10 protein-coding genes are annotated in these 22617 nt (G+C 43.4%); 1 reads left to right on the forward strand and 9 read right to left on the reverse strand.

Annotation, left to right across the window (positions count from 1 at the left end; translation table 11 throughout):
- Positions 1–17: 17 nt before the first annotated feature.
- The 6 genes from V6R21_RS04560 to V6R21_RS04585 all read right to left on the reverse strand — a co-directional run bounded on the left by V6R21_RS04560 (position 18) and on the right by V6R21_RS04585 (position 16707).
- Complete coding sequence (locus V6R21_RS04560; RefSeq protein ID WP_334241307.1) at positions 18–2999, reverse strand: SusC/RagA family TonB-linked outer membrane protein; 2982 nt, start codon at positions 2997–2999, stop codon at positions 18–20.
- Between the two features lie 79 nt (positions 3000–3078).
- Positions 3079–5211: an alpha-glucuronidase family glycosyl hydrolase gene (locus V6R21_RS04565; RefSeq protein ID WP_334241310.1), complete on the reverse strand. Its 2133-nt coding sequence runs from the start codon at positions 5209–5211 to the stop codon at positions 3079–3081.
- Between the two features lie 774 nt (positions 5212–5985).
- Positions 5986–7125 carry a glycan-binding surface protein gene (locus V6R21_RS04570; protein ID WP_334241312.1) on the reverse strand — a complete coding sequence of 380 codons (1140 nt, stop codon included), beginning with the start codon at positions 7123–7125 and terminating at the stop codon, positions 5986–5988.
- 25 nt (positions 7126–7150) lie between these two features.
- Positions 7151–8800: a RagB/SusD family nutrient uptake outer membrane protein gene (locus V6R21_RS04575; protein ID WP_334241314.1), complete on the reverse strand. Its 1650-nt coding sequence runs from the start codon at positions 8798–8800 to the stop codon at positions 7151–7153.
- A gap of 38 nt (positions 8801–8838) precedes the next feature.
- A complete protein-coding gene (locus tag V6R21_RS04580) occupies positions 8839–12054 on the reverse strand; it encodes a SusC/RagA family TonB-linked outer membrane protein (RefSeq protein ID WP_334241316.1) in 3216 nt (1071 codons plus the stop codon).
- A 573-nt stretch (positions 12055–12627) separates the two neighbouring features.
- Complete coding sequence (locus V6R21_RS04585; RefSeq protein ID WP_334241318.1) at positions 12628–16707, reverse strand: two-component regulator propeller domain-containing protein; 4080 nt, start codon at positions 16705–16707, stop codon at positions 12628–12630.
- Between the two features lie 373 nt (positions 16708–17080).
- On the opposite strand from V6R21_RS04585, the gene V6R21_RS04590 reads away from it, so the two are divergent.
- Positions 17081–18244 (forward strand): PepSY-associated TM helix domain-containing protein, encoded by a 1164-nt coding sequence (locus tag V6R21_RS04590; protein ID WP_334241320.1) that lies wholly within the window; start codon positions 17081–17083, stop codon positions 18242–18244.
- An 87-nt stretch (positions 18245–18331) separates the two neighbouring features.
- Here the strand turns inward: V6R21_RS04590 and V6R21_RS04595 are convergent, their stop codons facing one another.
- The 3 genes from V6R21_RS04595 to xylA all read right to left on the reverse strand — a co-directional run bounded on the left by V6R21_RS04595 (position 18332) and on the right by xylA (position 22567).
- The gene (locus V6R21_RS04595) at positions 18332–20371 is read right to left on the reverse strand and encodes a transketolase family protein (RefSeq protein WP_334241321.1); all 2040 of its coding nucleotides are present in this window, start codon (positions 20369–20371) and stop codon (positions 18332–18334) included.
- 110 nt (positions 20372–20481) lie between these two features.
- Positions 20482–21153 carry a fructose-6-phosphate aldolase gene (gene fsa / locus V6R21_RS04600; RefSeq protein WP_334241324.1) on the reverse strand — a complete coding sequence of 224 codons (672 nt, stop codon included), beginning with the start codon at positions 21151–21153 and terminating at the stop codon, positions 20482–20484.
- 82 nt (positions 21154–21235) lie between these two features.
- The gene (xylA, locus tag V6R21_RS04605; RefSeq protein WP_334241326.1) at positions 21236–22567 is read right to left on the reverse strand and encodes a xylose isomerase; all 1332 of its coding nucleotides are present in this window, start codon (positions 22565–22567) and stop codon (positions 21236–21238) included.
- Positions 22568–22617: the final 50 nt, after the last annotated feature.

Genomic DNA, 22617 nt, shown 5'->3' on the forward strand with positions numbered 1-22617 from the left:
GGTTTTTCATTAACGGATTAAAAAACAACTTTCGTCCCGAAGGTCACCGACTTCATTGTCGGGAAGTTGAACGCATCCACCTCCGGAGAGTAAGAATCTTTGTAATCAGTAAAGTAATGAAGGTTGTTGCCTCTCATGTACAGGTTGACACTCTGCAAATGCATCTTCTCAAGTATGCTTGGAGGCAGGTTGTAAGACAGCGATACGTTACGCAAGGAGATAAAAGAAGCATCTCTCACCTTTACCGCATTGGCAAAGTAGTAGTTGTCTGTCTCATGCGGCTCCGGGAATTCGTTTGATGGATTTTCCGGTGTCCAGTAATCTACCTTGATCGTATTGTCACGGCCTGTCAAAGAACCATAATAGTAATTGATCTTCTTGACACCCTGCACCATCTCAAACAGGACTGACAATTCAAATCCCTTATAGGAAACTGTATTGTTGAGACCACCATACCACTTAGGATTGGAGCTGCCAAGGAAAGTCCTGTCATCCGTTGTGATTACGCCGTCACCGTTCACATCCCTGATCTTAGGATCACCAGGTCCATAGCCGGCAATGGTTGGGTGCATGGCTGCCGCAGTTGATTCTTCACCTGCCTGATAGATTCCCAAGAAATCATATTCATACAGCACACCTATTGGCTGACCGATAAACCACCCGTTGGCTGTATCATCAATCGGGTTGCCTTCGTCATCTGTGCTGGCACGGTTCAGGCTGACAATCTTGTTACGGTCCATTGACCAGTTGGCTGACACATTCCATTTGATAGGTCCATCTATCACATCCGCTTTCAGTGCAAAGTCAATACCCCAGTTTTCTGTGCGACCGACGTTGCTCAACACTTGCTCATAACCGGAGGTAATCGGCAGTTTTTCGGTCAGCAACAAATCTTTTGTCTGTGTCTTGTAATAATCCAATGAACCGCCAATTCTTCCATTGAGGAATCCAAAGTCAATACCGGTGTTGAACTGGTTGCTTTCTTCCCAACGCAAGTCAGCATTCGGGGCTGTACTGGTAGTGAAACCTGTATGGATACCGTTTGCATCCGAATACCTTACCGCCTGAGCCAATGACATGTAACGGAAGTTTGGAATATTGTCATTACCCATGATACCGTAGCTGGCACGCAGCTTCAACATATCAACTGGAGAATCTTCCAGAAACGACTCATTGTGGATATTCCATGCACCCGCCACTGAAGGGAAAGTACCGAAACGGTTATTCTCACCAAATTTTGAAGAACCATCCACACGCATGGTAAGCGTCAGGTTATAACGATCGTCATAAGAGTAGCCTGCCCTTCCAACAAAATAGACCTTTGACCAGTCATTCAGGCTGTATGCCAACGTTGATGTCTCAGATGATGTACTCCCAATCGCATTGTAATCCAGTTCATCCGTTGCGGCACTTCTTGCCTGCGTATTCAGGTTATAATATTTGTTCAATTGCATACCATATACCGCTGTCGCATTCAGGTTGTGCTTTTCATTAAGAGTGGTACTGTACGTCAGGATATTGTCAAGCAGGTAAGTCATGTTTCTGCTCAGCTGAATCCTTGAGTAGTTTGGTGCACCATCATTGTATTCCGTAGAAAGGAACCTGTTATACTTCTCATCACGCGCCTCAGCAAAAGCATTCAATCTGTACTTCAGCCCTTTTACGATATCCACTTCCACATAAGGATTGATAAACACACGGGTATTCTGTCTGCTGATATCCGATTCCTGATACCTGAAAAGCGGGTTGTACTGGAACTGGTCGCCTTTTACAGTCGGAACCAGATCGCCGTTTTCATCGTGGGTTCTACCCAGCGGTGTATTGCCTACAAAATCATTGAAATCTGCATTGCCATTCTGGTCAAGTGTATTGCCTGTCTCGTCTGCATCTGAAGCTGAAATCTGGAGATTGGCACCGATCTTCAGAAAATCAGCAGCCTTGTAATCAGAATTCAATCTTAGTGAGTAGCGGGTATAGTCAGAATTCTGCACTACCCCAATTTCACGGTACAGGTTGTTATTCAGGTAGAAAGTAAGCTTTTCACTTCCGCCTGATACAGTTACACCTGCGTTGGTCACACTTCCCGTACGCAACAATTGCTCATGCCAGTCAATTGACTTACCGTCAATGTAGTTTTGGCGTTCTACAGGGTCATTCAATACCTCGTTGATCGTTTTCGGATTGCCTGCTCCTGCCGCCGCATCCAGTTTCAGCTGTACATACTCATCAGCATTGAACATCTCAGGCGTCATCGAAAGCTGAGTAAAACCTGTCGAGAAGTTGACTGAGACCGTTGGCTTGCCTGACTTTCCTCTCTTGGTTGTAATCAGGATAACCCCATTGGCACCACTGGCACCGTAGATGGAAGCTGCAGCCGCATCTTTGAGTACATTCAGTGTCTCAATATCGTTCGGGTTGATGTCTGCCATGTTACCACCCGTCAATGGCACCCCATCCAATACGATCAGCGGATCATTGCCTGACGTCAGTGAATTGGTACCACGGATTTTCATGCTGACACCTGAACCAGGCATACCACTCGTTCGGGAAATCCTTACACCCGGTACCTGACCTCTCAACGCCTCAATGGCATTCGGTACTGGCACTTTGTTGATGTCTTCAGCCTTGATGGAAGAAATGGCTCCCGTTACGTTGGTTCGCTCCATAGAGCCATAACCAACTACGACCACTTCCGAGAGTTGAGCAATATCCTCTTGCATGGTAATGTCAATCACAGACCTGTTATTGACACTAACCGGCTGTGTAACATAGCCGATATAATTGAAAATCAGTTTTGCGCCTGAAGGTACCTCAATGGTGTATTTGCCAAACACATCCGTTGTAGTTCCCTGATTCGTTCCTTCCAGAATAATGCTCACGCCTGGGAGCGGTTCATTCTGTGCATCGGTTACTGTACCTGCCACCTTGATTGCCTGTGCCAACAAGGTATCAAAGCAAAATAGCAATAGCAGGAGTAAAATTCCCTTTTTCATTTTCATATACACATGGTTCATTTTGTGTCAGTTTTAGGGTTCATGTTTGCAATTTTTATATGTATTGGTCTAAGGATAAATGTGTCTAGTTATGATGTTTCATATCAAACTTGAGCTTCTTCAAATCTTCGAGCTGATGGACAGGTCTTGCCAACTCTGACGGAATTGGTTGTTGAGAAAAAGTCTGGAAGTAAAGTAAGCAGGCATCCCGCCACCAGCTAGCCTCTTTCAGTTGGGTTTCCAATTTGGATTCCACCTCTTGATATCGCTGTTCGTCTACTTTCCCTTTCATTGTTCTCCAAACATCCTGAAAGACTTTTACCTGATCCACACCTTCACTATAGCGGTAGCAGAGTTCTGTCCATAATGTTTTTCCGTTATGAAGTGTATAGTCCCAAGGCAAATGGTGGAACCACAACAGGTATTCTTCAGGACAAAGCTGCGGATTGTCATACATGGACTTAAGTGGGTCAAAATATTGGGCAGTTGCATTGCTGCCTGTACTAGAGCGGTTAAAACCAATCCCATTGATATCTGCCTTGTGATAATAGGATGGCATCCAGTCTGGTCTGGCACCTGGTACTGCACACCAAGGTTCTGGACCGTAATGATGTCCCCACCCCATCAGGTGGTGAAGTCCTAATGGCGTCATGTAATTGACTGTAGCCTCCCTTGACTCCATCATGACCCTACTCATTGCATTGACAAACTGCTGATCTGTTGTGAAAGTCTGCTTCAGCCATTCTGCTGCAATTTTGTGTGCAGGCAACTGATGGTTCCAAGCCAAACGTCCGTAGGCATACCAATTTGATTGAGCAAAGTGATGACCACACCAATTAGGATCTGAGCCGATATTGGCAACGCCAGCAATCGCTGTAATGGAATCCTTGAAAACCGTTCCATCACTAATGGAGGATACCGGTGTATTTCTTCCTTTTGCATAAGTATCTGCATCAAGAAATTCCTTGAAAAGCGTTCCGAGGTAAACCAAGTGATTTGAAAAGCCTAGGTATTCCTGTGTAACCTGAAGTTCAGGCATCAGTGTAGTATTTTGCATGCGACCGAAAAGTGGGCTGAACGGTTCGCGTGGCTGAAAATCTACTGGGCCGTTTTTGACCTGAACGATTACATTCTTCCTGAACTGTCCATCCAGTGGCAAAAACTCATTGTAAGCTTGCTTTGCCCGATCTTCCTCTGTCGGGTTGTAGACAAATGCCCGCCACATTACAATCCCATGATAAGGAGCCAGCGCATCAGCCAGCATATTGGCGCCTTCGGCATGGGTTCTGCCAAAATCCTGCGGACCTGGTAACCCTTCTGAATTGGCTTTTACGAGAAAGCCTCCAAAATCAGGAATTTCCTTATAGATAGCAGCGACCTTCTGCTGCCACCATTCGATCACCTGCTCATCCAAAGGATCTGATGTAGGCAAACCTCCTAACTGAGCTGGAGAAGAAAAATTGATGGACAAGTAAACCTTAAGTCCATAGGGACGAAATACATCAGCCAGTGATTTTACTTTTATCAGGTACTCCTCGCTCAGAATCATCGGGTTCGCATTTACATTGTTAAGTACCGTACCATTGATACCGACAGATGCATTCGCTTTGGCATATTCCTGATATCTCTCGTCAACTTTAGAAGGAAGCTCATCCCACTGCCAAAGCGATCTTCCTGCGTAGCCCCTTTCTACTGTCCTATCCAGGTTATCCCAATGGTTCAGGATACGTCGGTCAAATTTTGGTCTTTCTTCTAACCTTACGGGAAACTGCTCACCTGTGCGTAGCAGTCTCAGGTAATGGAATGTTCCATACAGCAACCCAATCTCCGTATTGGCAGCAATGACCATCATACCATTCTCCTTTTTTAGGAGAAAACCATCCTCTTCCAACTTGTCCAATTCTCCTGACTTGAGATAGTTTGCTGCCAGCTTGTCCTGAGGTGTAATCAGTAATAATATCCCTTTAGATACCTTACGCTGTCTTTTTATTTCGGTGCCAAACAGGTTTGACAATCCATCCTGAAGTTCCGCTGTGATGATAGCTCTGGTGTCTGATTTTCCTTCCAGATAAAACCCTGTTGGATGAGTAGCAGCCGTGGCAACCTCAGTATTGGAAAACCATAATGCATAACCATCTACCTTGTCTGTAGACTGCGCATTTACAAAAGTGACAGCCAAAAGGAGTGCTACTCCCAACATCAGTTTTTTACAGATCATAGTTCTTGAGTTCTAAAAGATCAGTTTCAATTATTTGAATTCCACCTAACGAAAAGTTATATACTATCTTAGGCGGATTGAATGATGGCAACCAGTAAACCGGTAAGACATAAAACCAGTACTGCCTCGATCGCGATTCTCATCCAAAATGAGATGATCGGCTTCTTCATCTTGTTCTGCATTTTCTGTTGATTTTTCGAAATGTATATAAACGTAATTACGACACCTATAACAAATGCTGCATTTAATTGTACATTTGACGCCTTTGTCTACGACTGCAACATTTGTTGCTTTTTGTGCAACATTTCTTATAAAAAATCCTTTTGAAGGGTTGTCAGATGGGAAAAACAGAGGCAACAAAATTGACAAAGTAGCATCTATGTCAATCCATTTTCTAATGATGAAGCAAAAGTTTTTGATAAACTCGAAGTAGAGATTTAAAAAATTCTGATAGACTAAAATCTTACAAATGATACCAAAACTAAGGGTGACAATATAGGAATGCTTCTACATTGTCACCCTAAGTGATTTCATATAACCTACCCATCCATTAATCTAAAGGAATACAATTCTCCTTGTCTTAATTGGCAGCAGAAGCATCATTTTATCACTTACTTCATAATTCCTTTCGTTTCTGGTTTCTGATTAGATACAATTTATTGGGCTATTTCTTTGTCTGCAAACAAAAAGTCCCTGAAGCAATACCTCAGAGACTTTTACATCAATTATTCAATTACTATTACCTTACTTATTTAATCCAACTGTATTAACTATCTATTTTGGTGTGACCCTAAAGTTATCTACAGCAAAGTTGAGCGTTTGGGATACCCCTTCATTAAAGAAGAATGAAACAGCATATTTCCCCTCATTTGTATTTGGATTGGCTGCACTGTTCGCCATGATATATTCGAAAGGAATCGACATGGTCTCCCATTTTCCTTTTGTGTCAATGGCTCCACTTGCCCACGCATAGTTTTGACTGTGACGATCTGGCTCTATCTCATTGCCTATAAAGAACTTCAGGACTGTTTGGTCAGCCCAAGGCGTCACCGTATTCAGCTCAAACTTCAGGTTATATTTTTGAGGGTTTTGAATTGCATCTGCCGGAATGTTTCCTGTTGCCAAACTGCTGTTCGCTGGAGCAACCAACATCTCAAACCAACCTGCATATTCCTGATTTACCCTGATAAACCTTCCAGAAATTGGATCAACATCCGGATCCTGATCTACAATGAACAAGTGTCCATGCCACCAGCCACTTGGCTCATCCTCAAAATCTGCAAAGACATTGCGTGTATCATAGTACATCTGGCTACTGGTAGCTGTGCCAAAATTGGTCTCCACAGTAACTGCACCTGGCGCTGCTCCTTCTGGAACGATAACGGTCAATTCACTTTGAGCGAGCGATACCACTTCTGCTTCCACACCACCCTCAAAAGTGACGACCAAAGGGTCAAAAAAGAAATCTCCCTTAATTGTAAGTGGCGTTCCTACAGGTGCATATTCATTCTTCAACACATCTACTCTAGGAGCTGAAATGGAAATGCTAAAACTATGTGTCAATTCACCTCCATTCCCAAATTTCAAGGTCAACTCGTCAGTCACTTCTGCCGGTGGTGTATTCGGCGTTGTCACCAGAATGCTCTGATCGCTAATAAATGCAGGATTCAGAATAGCTGACTGGTCGTTGAACCAAATCTCACGAACATCACCAAGGTTGTCCCCCACTATCGCAATCAGGTTACCCATATAGGCACTGTCCAACGCAACATCGGCTTCAGCAGGATCCGTAACCCTGATGTAATAGATCACAGGTTTGCCATTGTTCACCAAATCATCTTCCTGACAGGAAGTCAAGCTAATCCCCAGTATGATTGGGATAAAAAGGGTTACGATATATTTCAAGTATCTCATGTCAATCGGTTGTTTAGTGTTCAGCTTAATCAAACTCATACGCTACGGCTTCTGCTCCGGGAGCCAACAAAGCGTTGTTCAATACCTCCGATGATGGGATTGGCAAGAACATGTCTCCCTCTGTAACCAGTACCTCAGCTGTATTCTGTTCCAATACATAGCCATCCACTGAATTCTCATCCGGAACGTTATCGCCCTGAATTCGCTGGTATATCATGCCCCTCTTCTGGGCGTTCAAGTAATTCAAGGCAGCGGAAGCATTACGGTAGTAAAGCCTTTTCACATCAAACCAGTTGATGCCTTCAAAAGCGAACTCCACTCTCCTTTCATTGAAAATATCTTCAAATGTCAGGGTACTCAGGCTAGGCAATGAAGCCCTGTCCCTGATCGCATTGAAATACTGAAGCGCCTTTGTATCAGAAGTGGAAGCACTAGCTCCCAGAACCGCTTCCGCATAGACCAGGTAAACATCTGCCAACCTTAGCATATACGTGTTCAGTTCTACCGCCTGATTGGTTGAAACCTTACCTGGAAAATCCTGTGCACTGCCGACCACATATTTCTTGATATTATTCAGTAATGGAGCCGCACTTTCAATCTGCTGCCCACCATCATCATAGGTCACAATATTGTAAGTATAACCACCTTCTTCCTGATTGATCTCCGGGTAGAAGTTTCCTGACTCCATTATGATTGATGCCCTTCTCGCATCATTTTTTGAGATGGCATTCAACAAACTGAGTGATGCTGATTTACCGCCACCCCAAGCTTCAGTATTTCCAGTAATCAAACTATTTCGTGCATAATTAGCCTGACGGCTGTTACCCAAGCCATAATTTCCGGACATCCATTGCAGCGCAAAAAGCGTTTCCTCGTTGTTGTTGTAATCCACATGGAAAAGGTTGGCGTAGTTGTTCATCAAAGAAAGTCCACTATTCTCAATCACATCTGCTGCCAGTTTCTTGGCTTCCTCAAAGTCCTGACTGCTGGTCGAACTGTTCAGGTGTTGCGCGCGTGTCAAGTAGACCTTAGCCAACATTCCTTTTGCCGACCATTGGGTCACACGACCGGGTTGGTCACTGGTACGAAGATTTGCCGCTGCAAACTCAAGATCCCTGATCATAAATTCATAGAGACTTGATTGTGTATTCTTTGGCAGCAACATATTGTTGCTGGTCACCAACTCAGTAGAATTTTCTACGATTGGCAATTCACCAAAATACTCCGTCAGGAAATAGTAGGCTGCAGCCCTGATAAACCTTGCTTCTGCCAATCCTTCATCGATCACTTTCTGCTCAACATTTCCTTCAGCAGCCCTTGGCATGTCATTGATAATTGAGTTGGCATATGACACTACCCTGAACAAGCTGTTCCAACCTGATGAGATATGGGAATTACCTTCATTGAAGGAAAAGAAAAAGAATTGGCCTTCCTGATCCCAGGTGTGGTGCAGGTCTCCAGACATCACATCTCCACCCATCCAAGCCAGCTTATCATTGTAGCCAAACCATGCGAGGTTATAGAGTGAAGCTGTAGCAGACTTGATTTCCTTTTCATTTCTGAAATAGTTATCCGCTACCAGCCTGTCTTGCGGAATTACCTCCAAAAACTCATCACTGCAGGCTCCTAATGCCACCATCAGCGTAAGCATGTATATATATCTTATTACTTTCATTTTGATTCTCACTTTATGGTTTGAAAAAAAATCAGCGATTAAAACTCCACATCTATACCCAATGTGTACACCCTTGGTGTCGGATAGCGACCCATGTCCACATTCTGCATCAGCGGATTCTGATTGAATGCGCCAATTTCAGGATCGTAACCTGAGTAGTTGGTAAAGGTGTAAAGGTTCTGGATGCTGCTGTAAAGTCTCAGCTTCTGCACCATAAACCTGCGTGTCATCGCTGCAGGGAAAGTGTAAGCCAGTTTCACGTTCTGGATACGCAGATAAGAGCCATCCTCGATAAACCTGTCTGACATCCTGTTATTTCGGTTGACATCATTGGTCGTGAATCGTGGAATGGTTGTTTCAGGGTTTGCCAGAGAAACCGCATACTGGTCATCATGTGCCGCTGAAGGATCACTGTACTGGTAGCGGGCACGGTTATTCACCTCCGCTGACTGGTTATTGTAAAGGCTGGTCTGCCCTTCAATCATCACCCTTGAATAGTTCAGGATATCACCTCCATAAGCACCGCTCAGGAATATGGACAAGTCAAATCCTTTGTACCTGAAGTTGTTATTGAAACCGAAAGTGAAATCAGGGTTAGGATTTCCGATAATGGTTTGGTCATCAGTATTGATAATGCCATCTCCATTCAAGTCCTTAAACTTGACATCCCCTACCCAAACGCCGGAAGTCTTATCGACAAGGTTGACGCCATTCGGCTTCTCATCTGTTTCGGAACCATCCTGCTTCACTTGCACAGCGTGGTTGATAATGTCCTCACGGTCTTTGAATAATCCCTCCGTTACATAACCATAGAATACACCGATTGGCTGTCCTACCTTAGTCATGGTTGCTGTCTGGAACTCGGAATACCAATACAGGTTCTTGAAGTAAGGCTTGCTATTGTCTGCCAGATCCAATACTTCATTCCTGTTGACCGAAATATTGAAGTTCGATGACCATGTAAAGTCATTCTTGTCGTAGTTGACAGTCGCAAGTGCCACCTCTATACCTCGGTTCTGCAATGAACCTACGTTACCATAAGGTGCGCTGATATCATCCCAACCAGTTCCTCCCAAATAGCTTGGCACAGAAAGCTGAAGCAACATGTCTTTGGTCTGTTTGTCGTACAGGTCGACAGTCAGTGTTGCCCTTCCACTAAACAGTGACAAGTCAACGCCCAAGTTATATTGCACGGTGCTTTCCCATTTCAAGGAAGGGTTGGCGATGTTATTCATTCTGTAAGCCGTTCCGAAAGGCGTATTCAGGGTAACCATTGCTGAACCGTAGAGGTAGTTACCGATAGCCTGATTACCAACCTCACCGTAACCCAGTCTCAGTTTCAGGTCTTCCACCGCATCCAGTGACTGCATAAACGGTTCGTTCTTCACTCTCCAAGCAATAGAGCCTGATGGGAAGTAGCCCCACTTGTTTTCAGGGCCGAACTTGGACGAACCATCTGCACGAAGCGTGAATGTTGCCAAGTACTTGTCCTTAAAGCCGTAGTTGAACCTACCGAAATATGAAGCCAGTGAAGCGCCATCTTTCCAACCGTTGGTTACCGTACCGTCCTGCTCGCCTTGGCTCAATACCTGAATGTCATTGGATGCAAAATTTCTTTTGGTCACCTCTGAACCTTCCCATGCTGATTTCTGAGCTTCCTGTCCTAACATAGCTGTCAGGCTGTGGTCATTGATTTTTGTATTATAAGTCACATAATTTTTCCAGATCCAGAAGAAGTTGCCTTCCTCACGCTGGCGCAACATGTTTTCCTTGTTCACCAAAGCACCCCAAGTATAAGTCGGGTGGAAAGCCTTGTTCAGGGATGCATTATTGTCCATACCATATTCCGTTCTGAAAGTCAGTCCTTTCATCAAGGTTGCTTCGGCATAGAAGTTACCGAACAGCCTTTCCCTCTTCATGGTATTATCACGTATCAACGCTGCCGCCACAGGGTTATAGCTGACACCTGTATTGACCTGCTCCGGTCCGGCATATTCACCATTGATATCTTTTACAGGAGTCGCGGGCGTAGTCAGCAAGGCCTGCATGATCACCCCATCGCCGCCACTGTTCAGCGTGATTTCCTCATCAGTTCTGGCAAAGGAGATAGTTCCTCCTACTTTCAGCCATTTTTTCAGGTTGTTGTCAAGACTAATTCTGGTGGTAAACCTTTCAAAGTTGGAACCGATCACAATACCATCCTGACCAAAATAGCCACCTGTCAGCGCATACTTTGTATTCTTTGTACCGCCTGTTACAGAAACCTGATGGCTTTGCATAGCCGCTTCACGGAATATTGCCTGCTGCCAGTTGGTACCTTCTCCCAACAGACTTGGGTCAAGGTAGCGTTGATCAGGTATCTGGTTAATGTCCTGAGCTACCGTCAACTGATAGTCCGCAAATTCCTTTAGGTTCATCATCTCAATTGTGCGAGGCAATTCCTGCACACCGTAGTAAGCATTGTAGGAGATTTTCGCTTCACCTTCCTGTCCTCTCTTCGTGGTGATTAGTACTACCCCATTGGCTGCCCTTGCTCCATAAATGGCAGTAGCAGAAGCATCTTTCAACACTTCCATGCTGACAATATCATTCGGGTTAATGGTAGAAAGTGGGTTTACCTGATTCTGTCCGTTTGCACCACCAGCCCAGTCAAAACCAGCCGTTGATACTGCATCACCTTGAAATGGGATACCATCAATGACATAAAGAGGCTCACTTGAACCTGTAATGGAGTTGGCTCCACGAATCCTGATGGAAGCCACACCACCCGGCTGACCCGAGTTCTGCGTCACCTGTACCCCTGCAATCCTACCTTGCAATGCCTGATCGATATTGGTGGTCACAGCATTGCTTAACTCCTCAACACCTACAGAAGCCACAGCCCCTGTCAGGTCACTTTTCTTTTGGGTACCGTAACCTACCACCACCACTTCACTCAACTCAACAAGGTCTTCTTCCATCGTGATGCTGATAGCGCTTTTCCCTTTTACACTGATTGTCTGGCTGATATACCCTACAAAGTTGAATACCAGATTACCTGATGAAGGTACCTCAATGGCATACTTGCCAGCTATATCCGTAGTTGTTCCGTTTGTTGTTCCTTCTACCAGAATGGTAACGCCAGGCATAGGCTCACCTTTAACGTCCGTAACCGTACCCGCTACCTTGATGCTCTGAGCCATTGCCATATTCAGGCAGAGCAGTAAAGGAAGGAGTGCAATCCATTTTTTCATTTTCAGATACACATGCTTCATGTTGTTATTGTTTTGGGTTCATGATTATAGCTTCAGTAGTTAGCGCTGCTATTTCGGAGGCAGATTTTAATTTGTAGTTTTCTTACATTTTAATTGTAGTGGTTTGTTATTGGGTTTATCAAATTCTTGAACTGTGCCTGACAAAGAAATCTATACGCTTTATAGGATGCGAACAATTGCGATCAGCAATCCTATCAGGCATGAAACCAGAACGGTTTCAATAATTCTCCTCATCCTTCTGGACGTCTCCAGCTTCTTCATTTTGTCAAATTTTTTCTATTGAAATCAATTAAAGGTAGATAAACGTACGAGTGACACATATAACAAATGTGGCATGTAATTGTATATTTGACGCATATCATCATTCATGCAACATTTGTATCTTTTTTTGCAACATTTTTCCTTATTCAGGGCAAAGAATCACGATTTCAGCTATCAAAAGGGCAAAAAAATAGAGCCCTAAATAGGGCTCTTATTCTGTTTATCAGGTTTGTATGTATTACACCTAATGGTGTTCGGTTTATGTTGACGCTTTATCTCAATATTCTATTCGCATATTCTGAGGAAAAAGAATTATGCCTCCACATCATTTTTGACATCCTGCTTAGGAGAAACTCCAAAGTAAGACTTATAGCACTTGGTAAAGTAAGATGGGGAAGAGAATCCTACGATATAACATATATCACTGATACTGCCATTTCCGGCCTGAATCAGTTTTCGGGCTTCTTCCAACCTGACTCTTCGGATAAACTCCGTGGCAGAAATTCCAGTCAATGCCTTCACTTTTCTGTACAGCTGGCTTCTACTCAAGCTTGACTCATCTGCCAGCATTTCCACAGTCAGGTCCGGATCTTTAATATGCTTATGGATAATACTGACCACTTTCTGCAAAAAGTCTTTGTCCAACGAGGTGGTGTTCTCCATCTCTTTGGTTGCACCAAATCCGCCGAAAAACTTTTCAAACAACACTTGACGGCTTGTCTGCAATTGTCTCAAGTGTGCCCGCAACAACCCGATGTCAAAAGGTTTGCTGATATAGGCATCAGCTCCGGTATCGATTCCCCTTACCTTATCGTCAAGTGCACTTTTGGCTGTCAGCATCAGCAATGGAATATGGCAGGTCTTGATGTCTGCCTTTATTTTTTCACATAACTCAAAACCATCCATTTCCGGCATCATCACATCCGTCACAATCAGGTCAGGCTGAATGCTTAGAGCTTTCTCCAGTCCTTCTCTTCCATTATTGGCTGTATAAAGCCTATAACTGTTTTGCAGTTCACTTTTCAGGTAATTCCTTAGTTCGTAATTGTCCTCAACCAACAGTAATACCGGTAGCTTTTGAGCATTGTCCTGACATTCATCCGGTAACTGTGCACTTTGTTTTTCCTTGGTCACTTTGCCAGATTCCAAAACACTTTCTTCCAAAAATGGCTTGTCCTTTAAGGTTAATTCCAAAGGGAAATACAGGTGAAAGGTTGTCCCTTTACCCAATTCACTTTCCACCTCTACCTTGCCATTGTGCAGTTCGACAAAGTGCTTGACCACTTCCAAACCAATACCCGTTCCGCCATAATAGTGTTGCTGTTCCAATTGGTAGAATCGCTCAAAAATACGCTCCAGCTGATCTTCTGCTATTCCCGGTCCAGTATCCGAAACTGACAGTTTAAGGTGTTTTGCGCCGTTATTTACCTGTTCTGTATCGAGCTGAACCCGAATCTTTCCACCTTCTTTTGTCAACTTAAAGGCATTGGAAAGCAAATTGAACAAGATTTTCTCAACCATGGAAGCATCCAAAACGGCACGATAATCCTGCTCATCATGTACTACTTCCAATGCTATATTCCTGCTCCTTGCTTCTTCGGCAAAATAATCTACCACTTCTGATACGATCATTTTGGCATCTGTTTCAGCCGCTTTCAGTTTCATATTGTTGGCATTCAGCTTTCGGAAATCGAGCAACTCATCAATCAGCCGCTTCAGACGGTGCGCATTCCTGTAAATCGTATTGTGTTTCTGCATCACATCAGGAGAAAAACGCTCCTGCTCCATCATGCTTTTCAATGGATTGACGATCAGCGTAAGTGGTGTCCTGAACTCATGCGAGATATTGGTAAAGAACTGTAGTTTCTTCTGGGTCAGTTCTTCCTGCTGTCTGAATCGCATCCGTTCAAAACGCAATTCCTCTTTCTCCTTATGTCTCATCTTAATCAGCTGAGATAACAAACCCAACCCTAACAGGAATGCAATGACGTACAAGCCAATTGCCCAATTGCTTTGGTACCAAGGTGGCAGAATGACGATTTTTAAGGTTACTTCCTCTGACCATTCCCACTCACTGTTGGCCGCTTTCAGATGGAAGGTATAGTTTCCTCTTTTCAATGAAGTATATGTAGCACTGCGTTGATTGCCTACATAGTTCCATTGTTTTTCAGGACCTTCCAGATAATAAGCGAACTCTATCAGTTCAGGGTTTCCGAAATCAATTCCCGTAAAATCAAGCGTAAAGGTGGTCTGGTCATAGGACAATCTTATTTCCTTGGCTTTCGAAATATCCTTATCCAAAGGTGAATTTTTCTGCTCCGGCAAGACTACCTTGTTGAAGATGCGCAGGTTCTTCAAATACGTCTTGACCTTTTTCTGCCCAACAGCATGCTCCTCACTTATATCCAATGCGTTGATGCCTTTCAAACTTCCAAAGTAAATTTTGTCAGAACCGGAAGTAGCCACCACTGCATTGTAATTGAAGCTGTTGGAAAGCAATCCCTCATTCTTGGAGAAATTCCTGAACGATCCTGTGCTCGGATTCCAGACTGAAATGCCTGACTTACCTGTAATCCAGATGCGTCCTTTGCTATCTTCCGTCAACGCACAAATCGTTTCCTGCCTTAAACCTTCATTTCTCGTAAATCGCTGAAGCTTGCCTTTATCTGGATTAAAACTGTAAAGTCCTGCTCCATCAGTACCAATCCAGATATTTCCTGACTTGTCCTCAAACAGCGAGAGTATATTATTGAATCCGGGGTGAAGTTTCCCGTATTTTTCAAGCTGATTGAATGGTGTAATACTGAAATTGCCTTCCTTTTCAGTCAGCGTGAACAGACCATGGGTTGCACCAATCCAGATATTACCTTTATTATCAACAAGCACTTTTCTGATATCGGCATTTTCCAGACCATATTTTTTAAAGTCTTCCCCTTCCAGATGTGTGATTGTCTTGTCTTGTGCATGGTACTTATGTACCCCTCCTTTGAAGGTCGCTATCCAAATATTGCCTTCTTTATCTTCATCAAAACCGATTACCTTATTGGAAAGCAGTTGTCCATTTCCTGAGTCGGTCCTGAAATTGGCAAACCTGTTACTTCCTTTTGGCAACATAAAAATGCCTCCATCCCAGCAGCCAACCCAAAGGTTTCCCTTTGTATCCATCATCAGTCCCTGAACAGCATTGTTGGTTAAGCCTGAAAAACATTGTTGGTGCTGTGCATTGGCATGAATAAAACGGTTTTCACTGATCAGGTACTTATCTATACCTCCGCCATCCATGCCGACCCAAAGTATGCTGTCATGCTGCATAACCAACCCATTGACAGACGATGCCGCCAATGAATTCGGGTCGCTGGCATTCTGCTCTATAGACTCAAATTTGTAATAGTCTGGGGCATATAGTCCAATTCCATATTCATAATAACCCAACCATACACGGCTGTCATCCATGGCATGCAAAGCCCAGATTGAATTGGACTCCAAGGAGGTTTTGTTTTTTCCGTCCTTCTTGAGGTGTGTGACGGTTCGGGTATCGTTTTCCATCACAAAAATGCCATCGTTCTCTGTTGCAAACCATACCCCTTCCGCTTCTGTCTCTGCGATATCCATCACCCTTGCATTGGTCAATGGATAATGTACTACCTCATAAATATCACCCGAAACCCTTGAGATATTGGCACAAAGCATTCCTTTACCTGTAGTCCCAATCCAAAGTTTTCCACTTTTGTCAAGGTAAACGGATTCCATTGGCATAGAAAGGAGATCACTGCCTTTTACTTTGAAAGCCTGCCCTTTATGATAGCAGAAAAGTCCCAGATTCGTTGCCAGAAAAACCTGCCCATGTTGCCCATCTGTCATTTCAAATATCTGAAGATGCGCTGGAAGTGTATTGACTTTTTCCACCTGCCTCGACTGTGGATCCAGTAAAACCAGTCCAAGAGAATGGGTACCTACCAGCAGTTTGCCGTCTTCGATCTCAGTAATGCTTGAAACGGGATGTCCGTCAAAAAACTTCAACCGATCGAATTTTCTGAGTCTGCTGTCATAAAGGTTTAATCCTTTTTCCGTTCCGACCCACAAACGGTTACTCTTGTCCTCAAATACATTGTGGATAAAGTTGCTGTTGATAGAGGTGGAATCCTGCCAGTCAAAAGAAAGGCGCTCATAGGAAACACCATCGAAGCGGTAAAGGCCACTCCCGAATGTTCCAATCCAGAGGTAGCCCATATGGTCTTCCTCAAAAGCACTGATAGGCCTGTTGGGTGAGTTGTTATCAAAGGAGATAAAATGCCAAGGTTTTTGGGTTTCAGCACACACAAAAGTTGATAACACACACATGTAAAAGCACAATGAGAATGCTAAAAAGTGCTTATAGTCAATTCTGTTCATCAATTCAATAGGTATATCCGCAAGTCTTTTTGCGATGTAGTAATTGTTGCAGCAACAAGGTGTTAATTCTATTGTAAATTATACGTTTAATTCGAATAATTCAATATTTTCCACCTTATAAAAAAGGTAATATTTTCATTTTTTAGTCTTATAGGTAAATATCACTTGTAGTTGGTTCAGTATTTCAGAATTCCTGTTTTTAAGTAATGGAGTTACACTTTATACAAGCTTTGAGCGCATATAGCCAAAGCTGAATTGAAGTATTGCCAAAATAAAGCCCCTCCTATTAGTAATTAGTCTAAATAGTATTTTAAATTTACTCCACTTTTTATTTCAATCTTAGCTAAGACACAGACACTATTAATGTCTAATCATGAAACAAAATAGACTCAGAAAATTTTTGGTTGATATACACCTTTGGCTAGGTGTAGGGAGCGGAATCATACTTTTTATTGTCTGCTTTACAGGTACTGTAATGGTCTATCAGGATGAAATTCTTGATCTGATAAATGGTGACCAACATACCGTTACAGTCACTGATGGAAGCAGCAAAGTAACGATTGACCAGTTAATCCAAAAAATTGAATCTGAAGAAGGGAAGGCTGTAACAGGTTTATCCATTCCTTCAGAGACAAATGAAGCATATACCTTTACGTTAGCCCCAAATGAAGGGGAACGTAGAGGAAAAAGAATTTCGGTAGATCCTTATAATGGAGAAGTCTTACCACATATAGATCAGGCAGGTCGTGACTTTTTTAGAGTGATGTTCAGGTTACACAGATGGTTGCTACTTGATTCCAAAATTGGACGCCCAATCGTTGGCGTAGCGACACTGATTTTTGTTGTATTATGCCTAACTGGGCTTTACCTGTGGGTTCCTATAAACTGGAAGAGCTGGAAACAAGGGTTTAAGGTCAAGACATCCGGTAACTGGTACCGTCTCAACTACGACCTACACAATACCCTTGGCTTTTATGCATTGGGGCTTTTGCTTGTTATGTCACTGACTGGCTTGTGCTGGTCATTTGGCTGGTATAGAGATGCTTTAAGTGTTGTTCTGGGAGATAAAGTATTTAACCGTGGAGGAGGCAAACCAACAGAAATTGCGTTAAGTGAGGATATAAAACCACTCTCAATGGAGCAATTGTTGGCTAAAGCAAATCAGACATTTGACTATGAAGGTAATATTTCATTGAGACTACCTAACGATTCCAATCATCCGGTTACTGTTATGAAACAGCCTACTGCATGGTATAAACCAAAGGCTTATGACAAGTTGGAAATACACCCTCAAACTGCTGAAATAGTCTCTGTTTCAAGATTTGGGGATAAACATCTGGGTCAAAAAATCTCTTCGCTGATTAAGCCACTTCACCTTGGTGATGTTTATGGGCAGGTTTCAAAGTTCTTTTACTTTATTGCAAGCCTAATTGCCACTTCACTACCTATCACAGGGGTGATAATCTGGATCAAACAGCTTCAGATCAGCAAACGAAAGAAGCTTAAAAAGGCTAAGCAACAAGTAACGATAGCATAGATTTAAGATAAAAAAGCCGGGATCAATATAATCCCGGCTTTATGCTTAACATAACTACTAATCAACTTAGATCAGCTTATAACACATTTATTTATCTCCTAAAAATTCTCTTATCTGACTTGCTACCTTTTCAGGTGTAAAACCAAACTTATCATCCAATACTTCGGCAGGTGCCGAGTATCCAAAGTGATTTAACCCTACTACCTTTCCATTGGTCCCTACCAGCTCCAATAATGTAACAGGAAGTCCCGCTGTAAGTCCAAACCTTGGAATGGACATTGGAAGTACTGACTCCTGATATGCAGCAGTCTGCCTGCGGAACAAGCCTTCTGATGGAACTGAGACCACTCTTGCCTTGTAGTCTTTCAAAATTGACGAAGCTGCCACAAGCGTTGAAACTTCAGAACCTGAACCAACTAGTACCACATCTGGTGAGGACACATCCTTCACTATATAGCCTCCCATCTTTGCCTTAGCTGCCTCCTCTTTTTCAATAGGCAATGCCGGAATATTCTGTCTTGAAAGAATCAAGGCTGTTGGGGTATGGATATTATTGATTGCCATTTCCCAAGCAACAGTCGTTTCTTCTGCATCAGCAGGGCGCAATGCCAGCATACTGTTTTCTCCTTTGTGGTTTTGCAGCTTTTCCATCAGCCTGATCTGTGCCTCATGTTCCACAGGCTGGTGTGTTGGTCCATCTTCCCCTACCCTAAAGGCATCGTGTGTCCACACATATTTGACAGGTAACTCCATCAGTGCCGATAGCCTGTAAGCTGGCTTCATATAGTCAGAGAAAACAAAGAACGTACCTACTACCGGAATTACACCTCCATGAAGCGCCATACCGTTTGCCAAGCAAGCCATTGTCAATTCTGAAACACCTGCGTGCAAAAATGCTCCAGAGAAATCACCTTTCTTGAAGGCAGTGGTATGTTTCAGAAAACCATCTGTCTTATCTGAGTTACTCAAATCAGCTGAAGCAACAATCATATTCTCCACCTTTTGCGCAAATACAGATAGCACCTTTGCTGAAGCGGCTCTTGTCGCTACTCCTTCAACTTGTTCAATTGTCTTGAAATCGACCTTGGTTGCTGTATTCAAGCTGAAAAAGTCTTCCAACTTTTCAGCAAGTTCAGGGTGCTGTACAGCCCATTCTTGCTGCTGCTCCTTTTTACTTTGCGCATAACGAAGATTGCTATCCTTCACCTGCAGGTAAAGTGCCACCACTTCTGGGAATACAACGAAAGGGTTTTGAGGGTCTCCGCCTAACCCTTCCACTGTTTTTTCAAAGGAAGCTCCTGCCTTACTTAAAGGCTGACCATGGGTGGATGTTTTCTTTTCATAGGAAGCTCCATCTCCACTCACCGCACCTTTCCCCATAACTGTGTTGCCTATAATCAGGATTGGTTTTTCCGTTTCCTGATTGGCTTCTTTAAGTGCCTGTCTGATGGCATCCGTATCATGTCCATCAATCACCAGAACTTTCCATCCCCAAGCTTCATATTTGGCTTTCGTATCTTCGCTGGTCACTTCCTCCACTGTAGTGGAAAGCTGAATCTCATTGGCATCATAAAACATGATCAGGTTACTCAACCCTAAAAATCCTGCTATCCTGCCGGCACCCTGTGATACTTCTTCCTGAATTCCCCCATCAGAAATATAAGTATACACCTTATGTGACATCCATTCTCCAAAGCGCTGACAAAGAAAACGCTCTGCAATGGCAGCTCCTACCGCCATGGCATGACCTTGTCCCAATGGTCCAGAGGTATTTTCAATACCTCTTATTACATCGACCTCAGGATGTCCAGGTGTAGGACTACCCCACTGCCTGAAATTTTTCAGCTCCTCCATTGAAAAGTAACCGTTCAGTGAGAGTACACTGTACAGCATTGGAGACATATGCCCTGGATCAAGGAAAAAGCGGTCACGGTTGATCCAATGCGGATCTGTTGGGTCAGACTTCAGGAATTCACTGTAAAGAATATGAATAAAATCAGCTCCTCCCATGGCGCCACCCGGATGTCCGGACTTGGCACTTTCAACCATTGCAGCAGACAGAATTCTGATATTGTCAGCAGCTTTTACATCTGCCTCTATCCGAGACGATAGCATTTCAGTAGACATAATTCTTGTTGGGTTATTGATCCAAAATTAAAAGTACACGGCAAGACATGCAGCAAATGAAGATGTACAGGTGTTGAGTTTGTTTGAAGTCAGCTTCGCCTTAATGGTACTTATGCTCCTACAGGCGCATTGTTAGCAGATGCATGGTCTGCCAAAAACTTAGCCAGTCCTGAATCAGTCAGCGGGTGATTGCTCAGCCCTACAATTACGCTCAATGGGCAAGTTGCTACATCGGCTCCCAGTTTCGCACACTCTACCAAGTGCATCGTGTGACGGATAGATGCACACAGGATTTCTGTTCCGAAATCGTAGTTGTCAAAGACCTGTTTGATTTCCTGAATCAGCCCCACACCTGATGCAGAAATATCATCCAGTCTTCCCAAGAATGGAGAAATGTAAGTCGCCCCAGCTTTAGCTGCCAGCAAAGCCTGTCCTACAGAGAAGATCAACGTACAGTTGGTACGGATTCCTTTTGAAGAAAAGTACTTAACGGCTTTAATCCCTTCCTTTGTCATTGGGATTTTCACCACAATCTTAGGATCAATGGCAGCCAGCTCTTCTCCCTCACGGACCATGCCTTCAAAGTCTGTGGCAATTACTTCTGCACTTACCTTGTCATCCACAATGTCACAGATTGCCTTGTAGTGAGCCATTACATTTTCCTCACCTGCGATTCCCTCTTTCGCCATCAGCGAAGGGTTGGTAGTCACTCCATCGAGTACACCCAAATCATAAGCAGCCTGAATCTCACTCAGGTTTGCCGTATCAATAAAAAATTTCATTTGCTTAGCAATATAAAAGAAGTGAAAATTAGTAAAACTGTCAGGCTTTGATACCTGACAGTTTCACCATTGAAATGTATTCTTATTTCAGGTACATGTTCAACAGGTTCTCATAGTATTCCTGTCTGCCGCTTGTTCTAGCAGGCTCACCGTTTTTCACTGCATGCTCATACAGTTGATCCAGTGTCAAGATACCTTCTTCAAAGTCTCTACCTAATCCGCTATCGAAAGTAGCATAACGCTCTTTTCTCAGGCTGCTGTACTCAGAGTTCTCCAGAATGTTATTAGCACAAAGCAGTGCTCTAGCAAATACATCCATACCACCAATGTGTGCATAGAACATATCAGCCAAGTCAGTTGAGTTTCTTCTGATTTTCGCATCAAAGTTTACACCTCCACCTTGGAAGCCACCACCTGGCAAGATTACCAGCATTGATTCGATCAGTTCATACAGGTTTACAGGGAATTGGTCTGTATCCCATCCGTTTTGGTAGTCACCTCTGTTAGCATCAATGCTACCCAGTTTACCTGCATCAACAGCAGCTTGCAGCTCGTGCTGGAATGTGTGACCTGCCAATGTAGCGTGGTTTACTTCAATGTTTACATAGAAGTCATCCCACAGGTCATACTGTCTCAGGAAGCCCAATACTGTTTCTGTATCAAAGTCATACTGGTGTTTAGTTGGCTCTGCTGGTTTAGGCTCGATAAAGAAGTTACCTTTGAAACCTTGCTTACGAGCATAATCTTTCGCCATATGCAGTATACGAGCCAAGTGCTCCTTCTCACGCTTCATATCTGTGTTCAGCAAGCTCATGTAACCTTCACGACCACCCCAGAATACGTAGTTTTCACCACCCAATTCAATTGTAGCATCCAATGCATTCTTCAACTGTGCACCTGCGTAAGCCACTACATTGAAATCAGGGTTGGTTGCCGCTCCGTTCATGAAACGTGGATTGGTAAACAGGTTTGCAGTACCCCACAGTACTTTCATGCCTGATGCTGCCTGCTTTTCTTTTGCATAGTCAACAATCGCACGTAGTCTCTTCTCTGACTCAAGTACTGAAGCGCCTTCATCAACCATGTCAACATCGTGGAAACAGTAATATGGAAGACCTAGTTTTGTGAAGAATTCGAATGCGAAATCCATTTTAGCTTTCGCTCTTTCCACTGGGTCTTTGATATCAGCATAAGGGTATAGTCTAGTACCGGCTCCAAACGGATCCCCTCCATCGTCACACATGTTGTGCCAGTAAGCTCCTGCAAAACGGAAGTGCTCTTTCATTGTCTTTCCAGCTACAACTCTGTTCTCATCGTAGTATTTGAAAGCAAGCGGATTTTTTGACTCAGGTCCTTCGTATTGGATCTTACCGATATTCTTGAAATACTCTTCGTTACCTAATGTTACATTCATTTTCTTAGTGGTTATGAATTATCAATTTCTTTATTCAGTATACTATGTTA

This window comes from Limibacter armeniacum (assembly GCF_036880985.1).
In the GTDB taxonomy this organism is placed as follows: Bacteria; Bacteroidota; Bacteroidia; order Cytophagales; family Flammeovirgaceae; genus Limibacter; species Limibacter armeniacum.

Bases quoted from the DNA above. Each gene is read 5' to 3' on its own strand.
- V6R21_RS04560 (WP_334241307.1), bottom strand. From the start codon at position 2,999: ATGAAAATGAAAAAGGGAATTTTACTCCTGCTATTGCTATTTTGCTTT.
- V6R21_RS04565 (WP_334241310.1), bottom strand. From the start codon at position 5,211: ATGATCTGTAAAAAACTGATGTTGGGAGTAGCACTCCTTTTGGCTGTC.
- V6R21_RS04570 (WP_334241312.1), bottom strand. From the start codon at position 7,125: ATGAGATACTTGAAATATATCGTAACCCTTTTTATCCCAATCATACTG.
- V6R21_RS04575 (WP_334241314.1), bottom strand. From the start codon at position 8,800: ATGAAAGTAATAAGATATATATACATGCTTACGCTGATGGTGGCATTA.
- V6R21_RS04580 (WP_334241316.1), bottom strand. From the start codon at position 12,054: ATGAAGCATGTGTATCTGAAAATGAAAAAATGGATTGCACTCCTTCCT.
- V6R21_RS04585 (WP_334241318.1), bottom strand. From the start codon at position 16,707: ATGAACAGAATTGACTATAAGCACTTTTTAGCATTCTCATTGTGCTTT.
- V6R21_RS04590 (WP_334241320.1), top strand. From the start codon at position 17,081: ATGAAACAAAATAGACTCAGAAAATTTTTGGTTGATATACACCTTTGG.
- V6R21_RS04595 (WP_334241321.1), bottom strand. From the start codon at position 20,371: ATGTCTACTGAAATGCTATCGTCTCGGATAGAGGCAGATGTAAAAGCT.
- fsa (WP_334241324.1), bottom strand. From the start codon at position 21,153: ATGAAATTTTTTATTGATACGGCAAACCTGAGTGAGATTCAGGCTGCT.
- xylA (WP_334241326.1), bottom strand. From the start codon at position 22,567: ATGAATGTAACATTAGGTAACGAAGAGTATTTCAAGAATATCGGTAAG.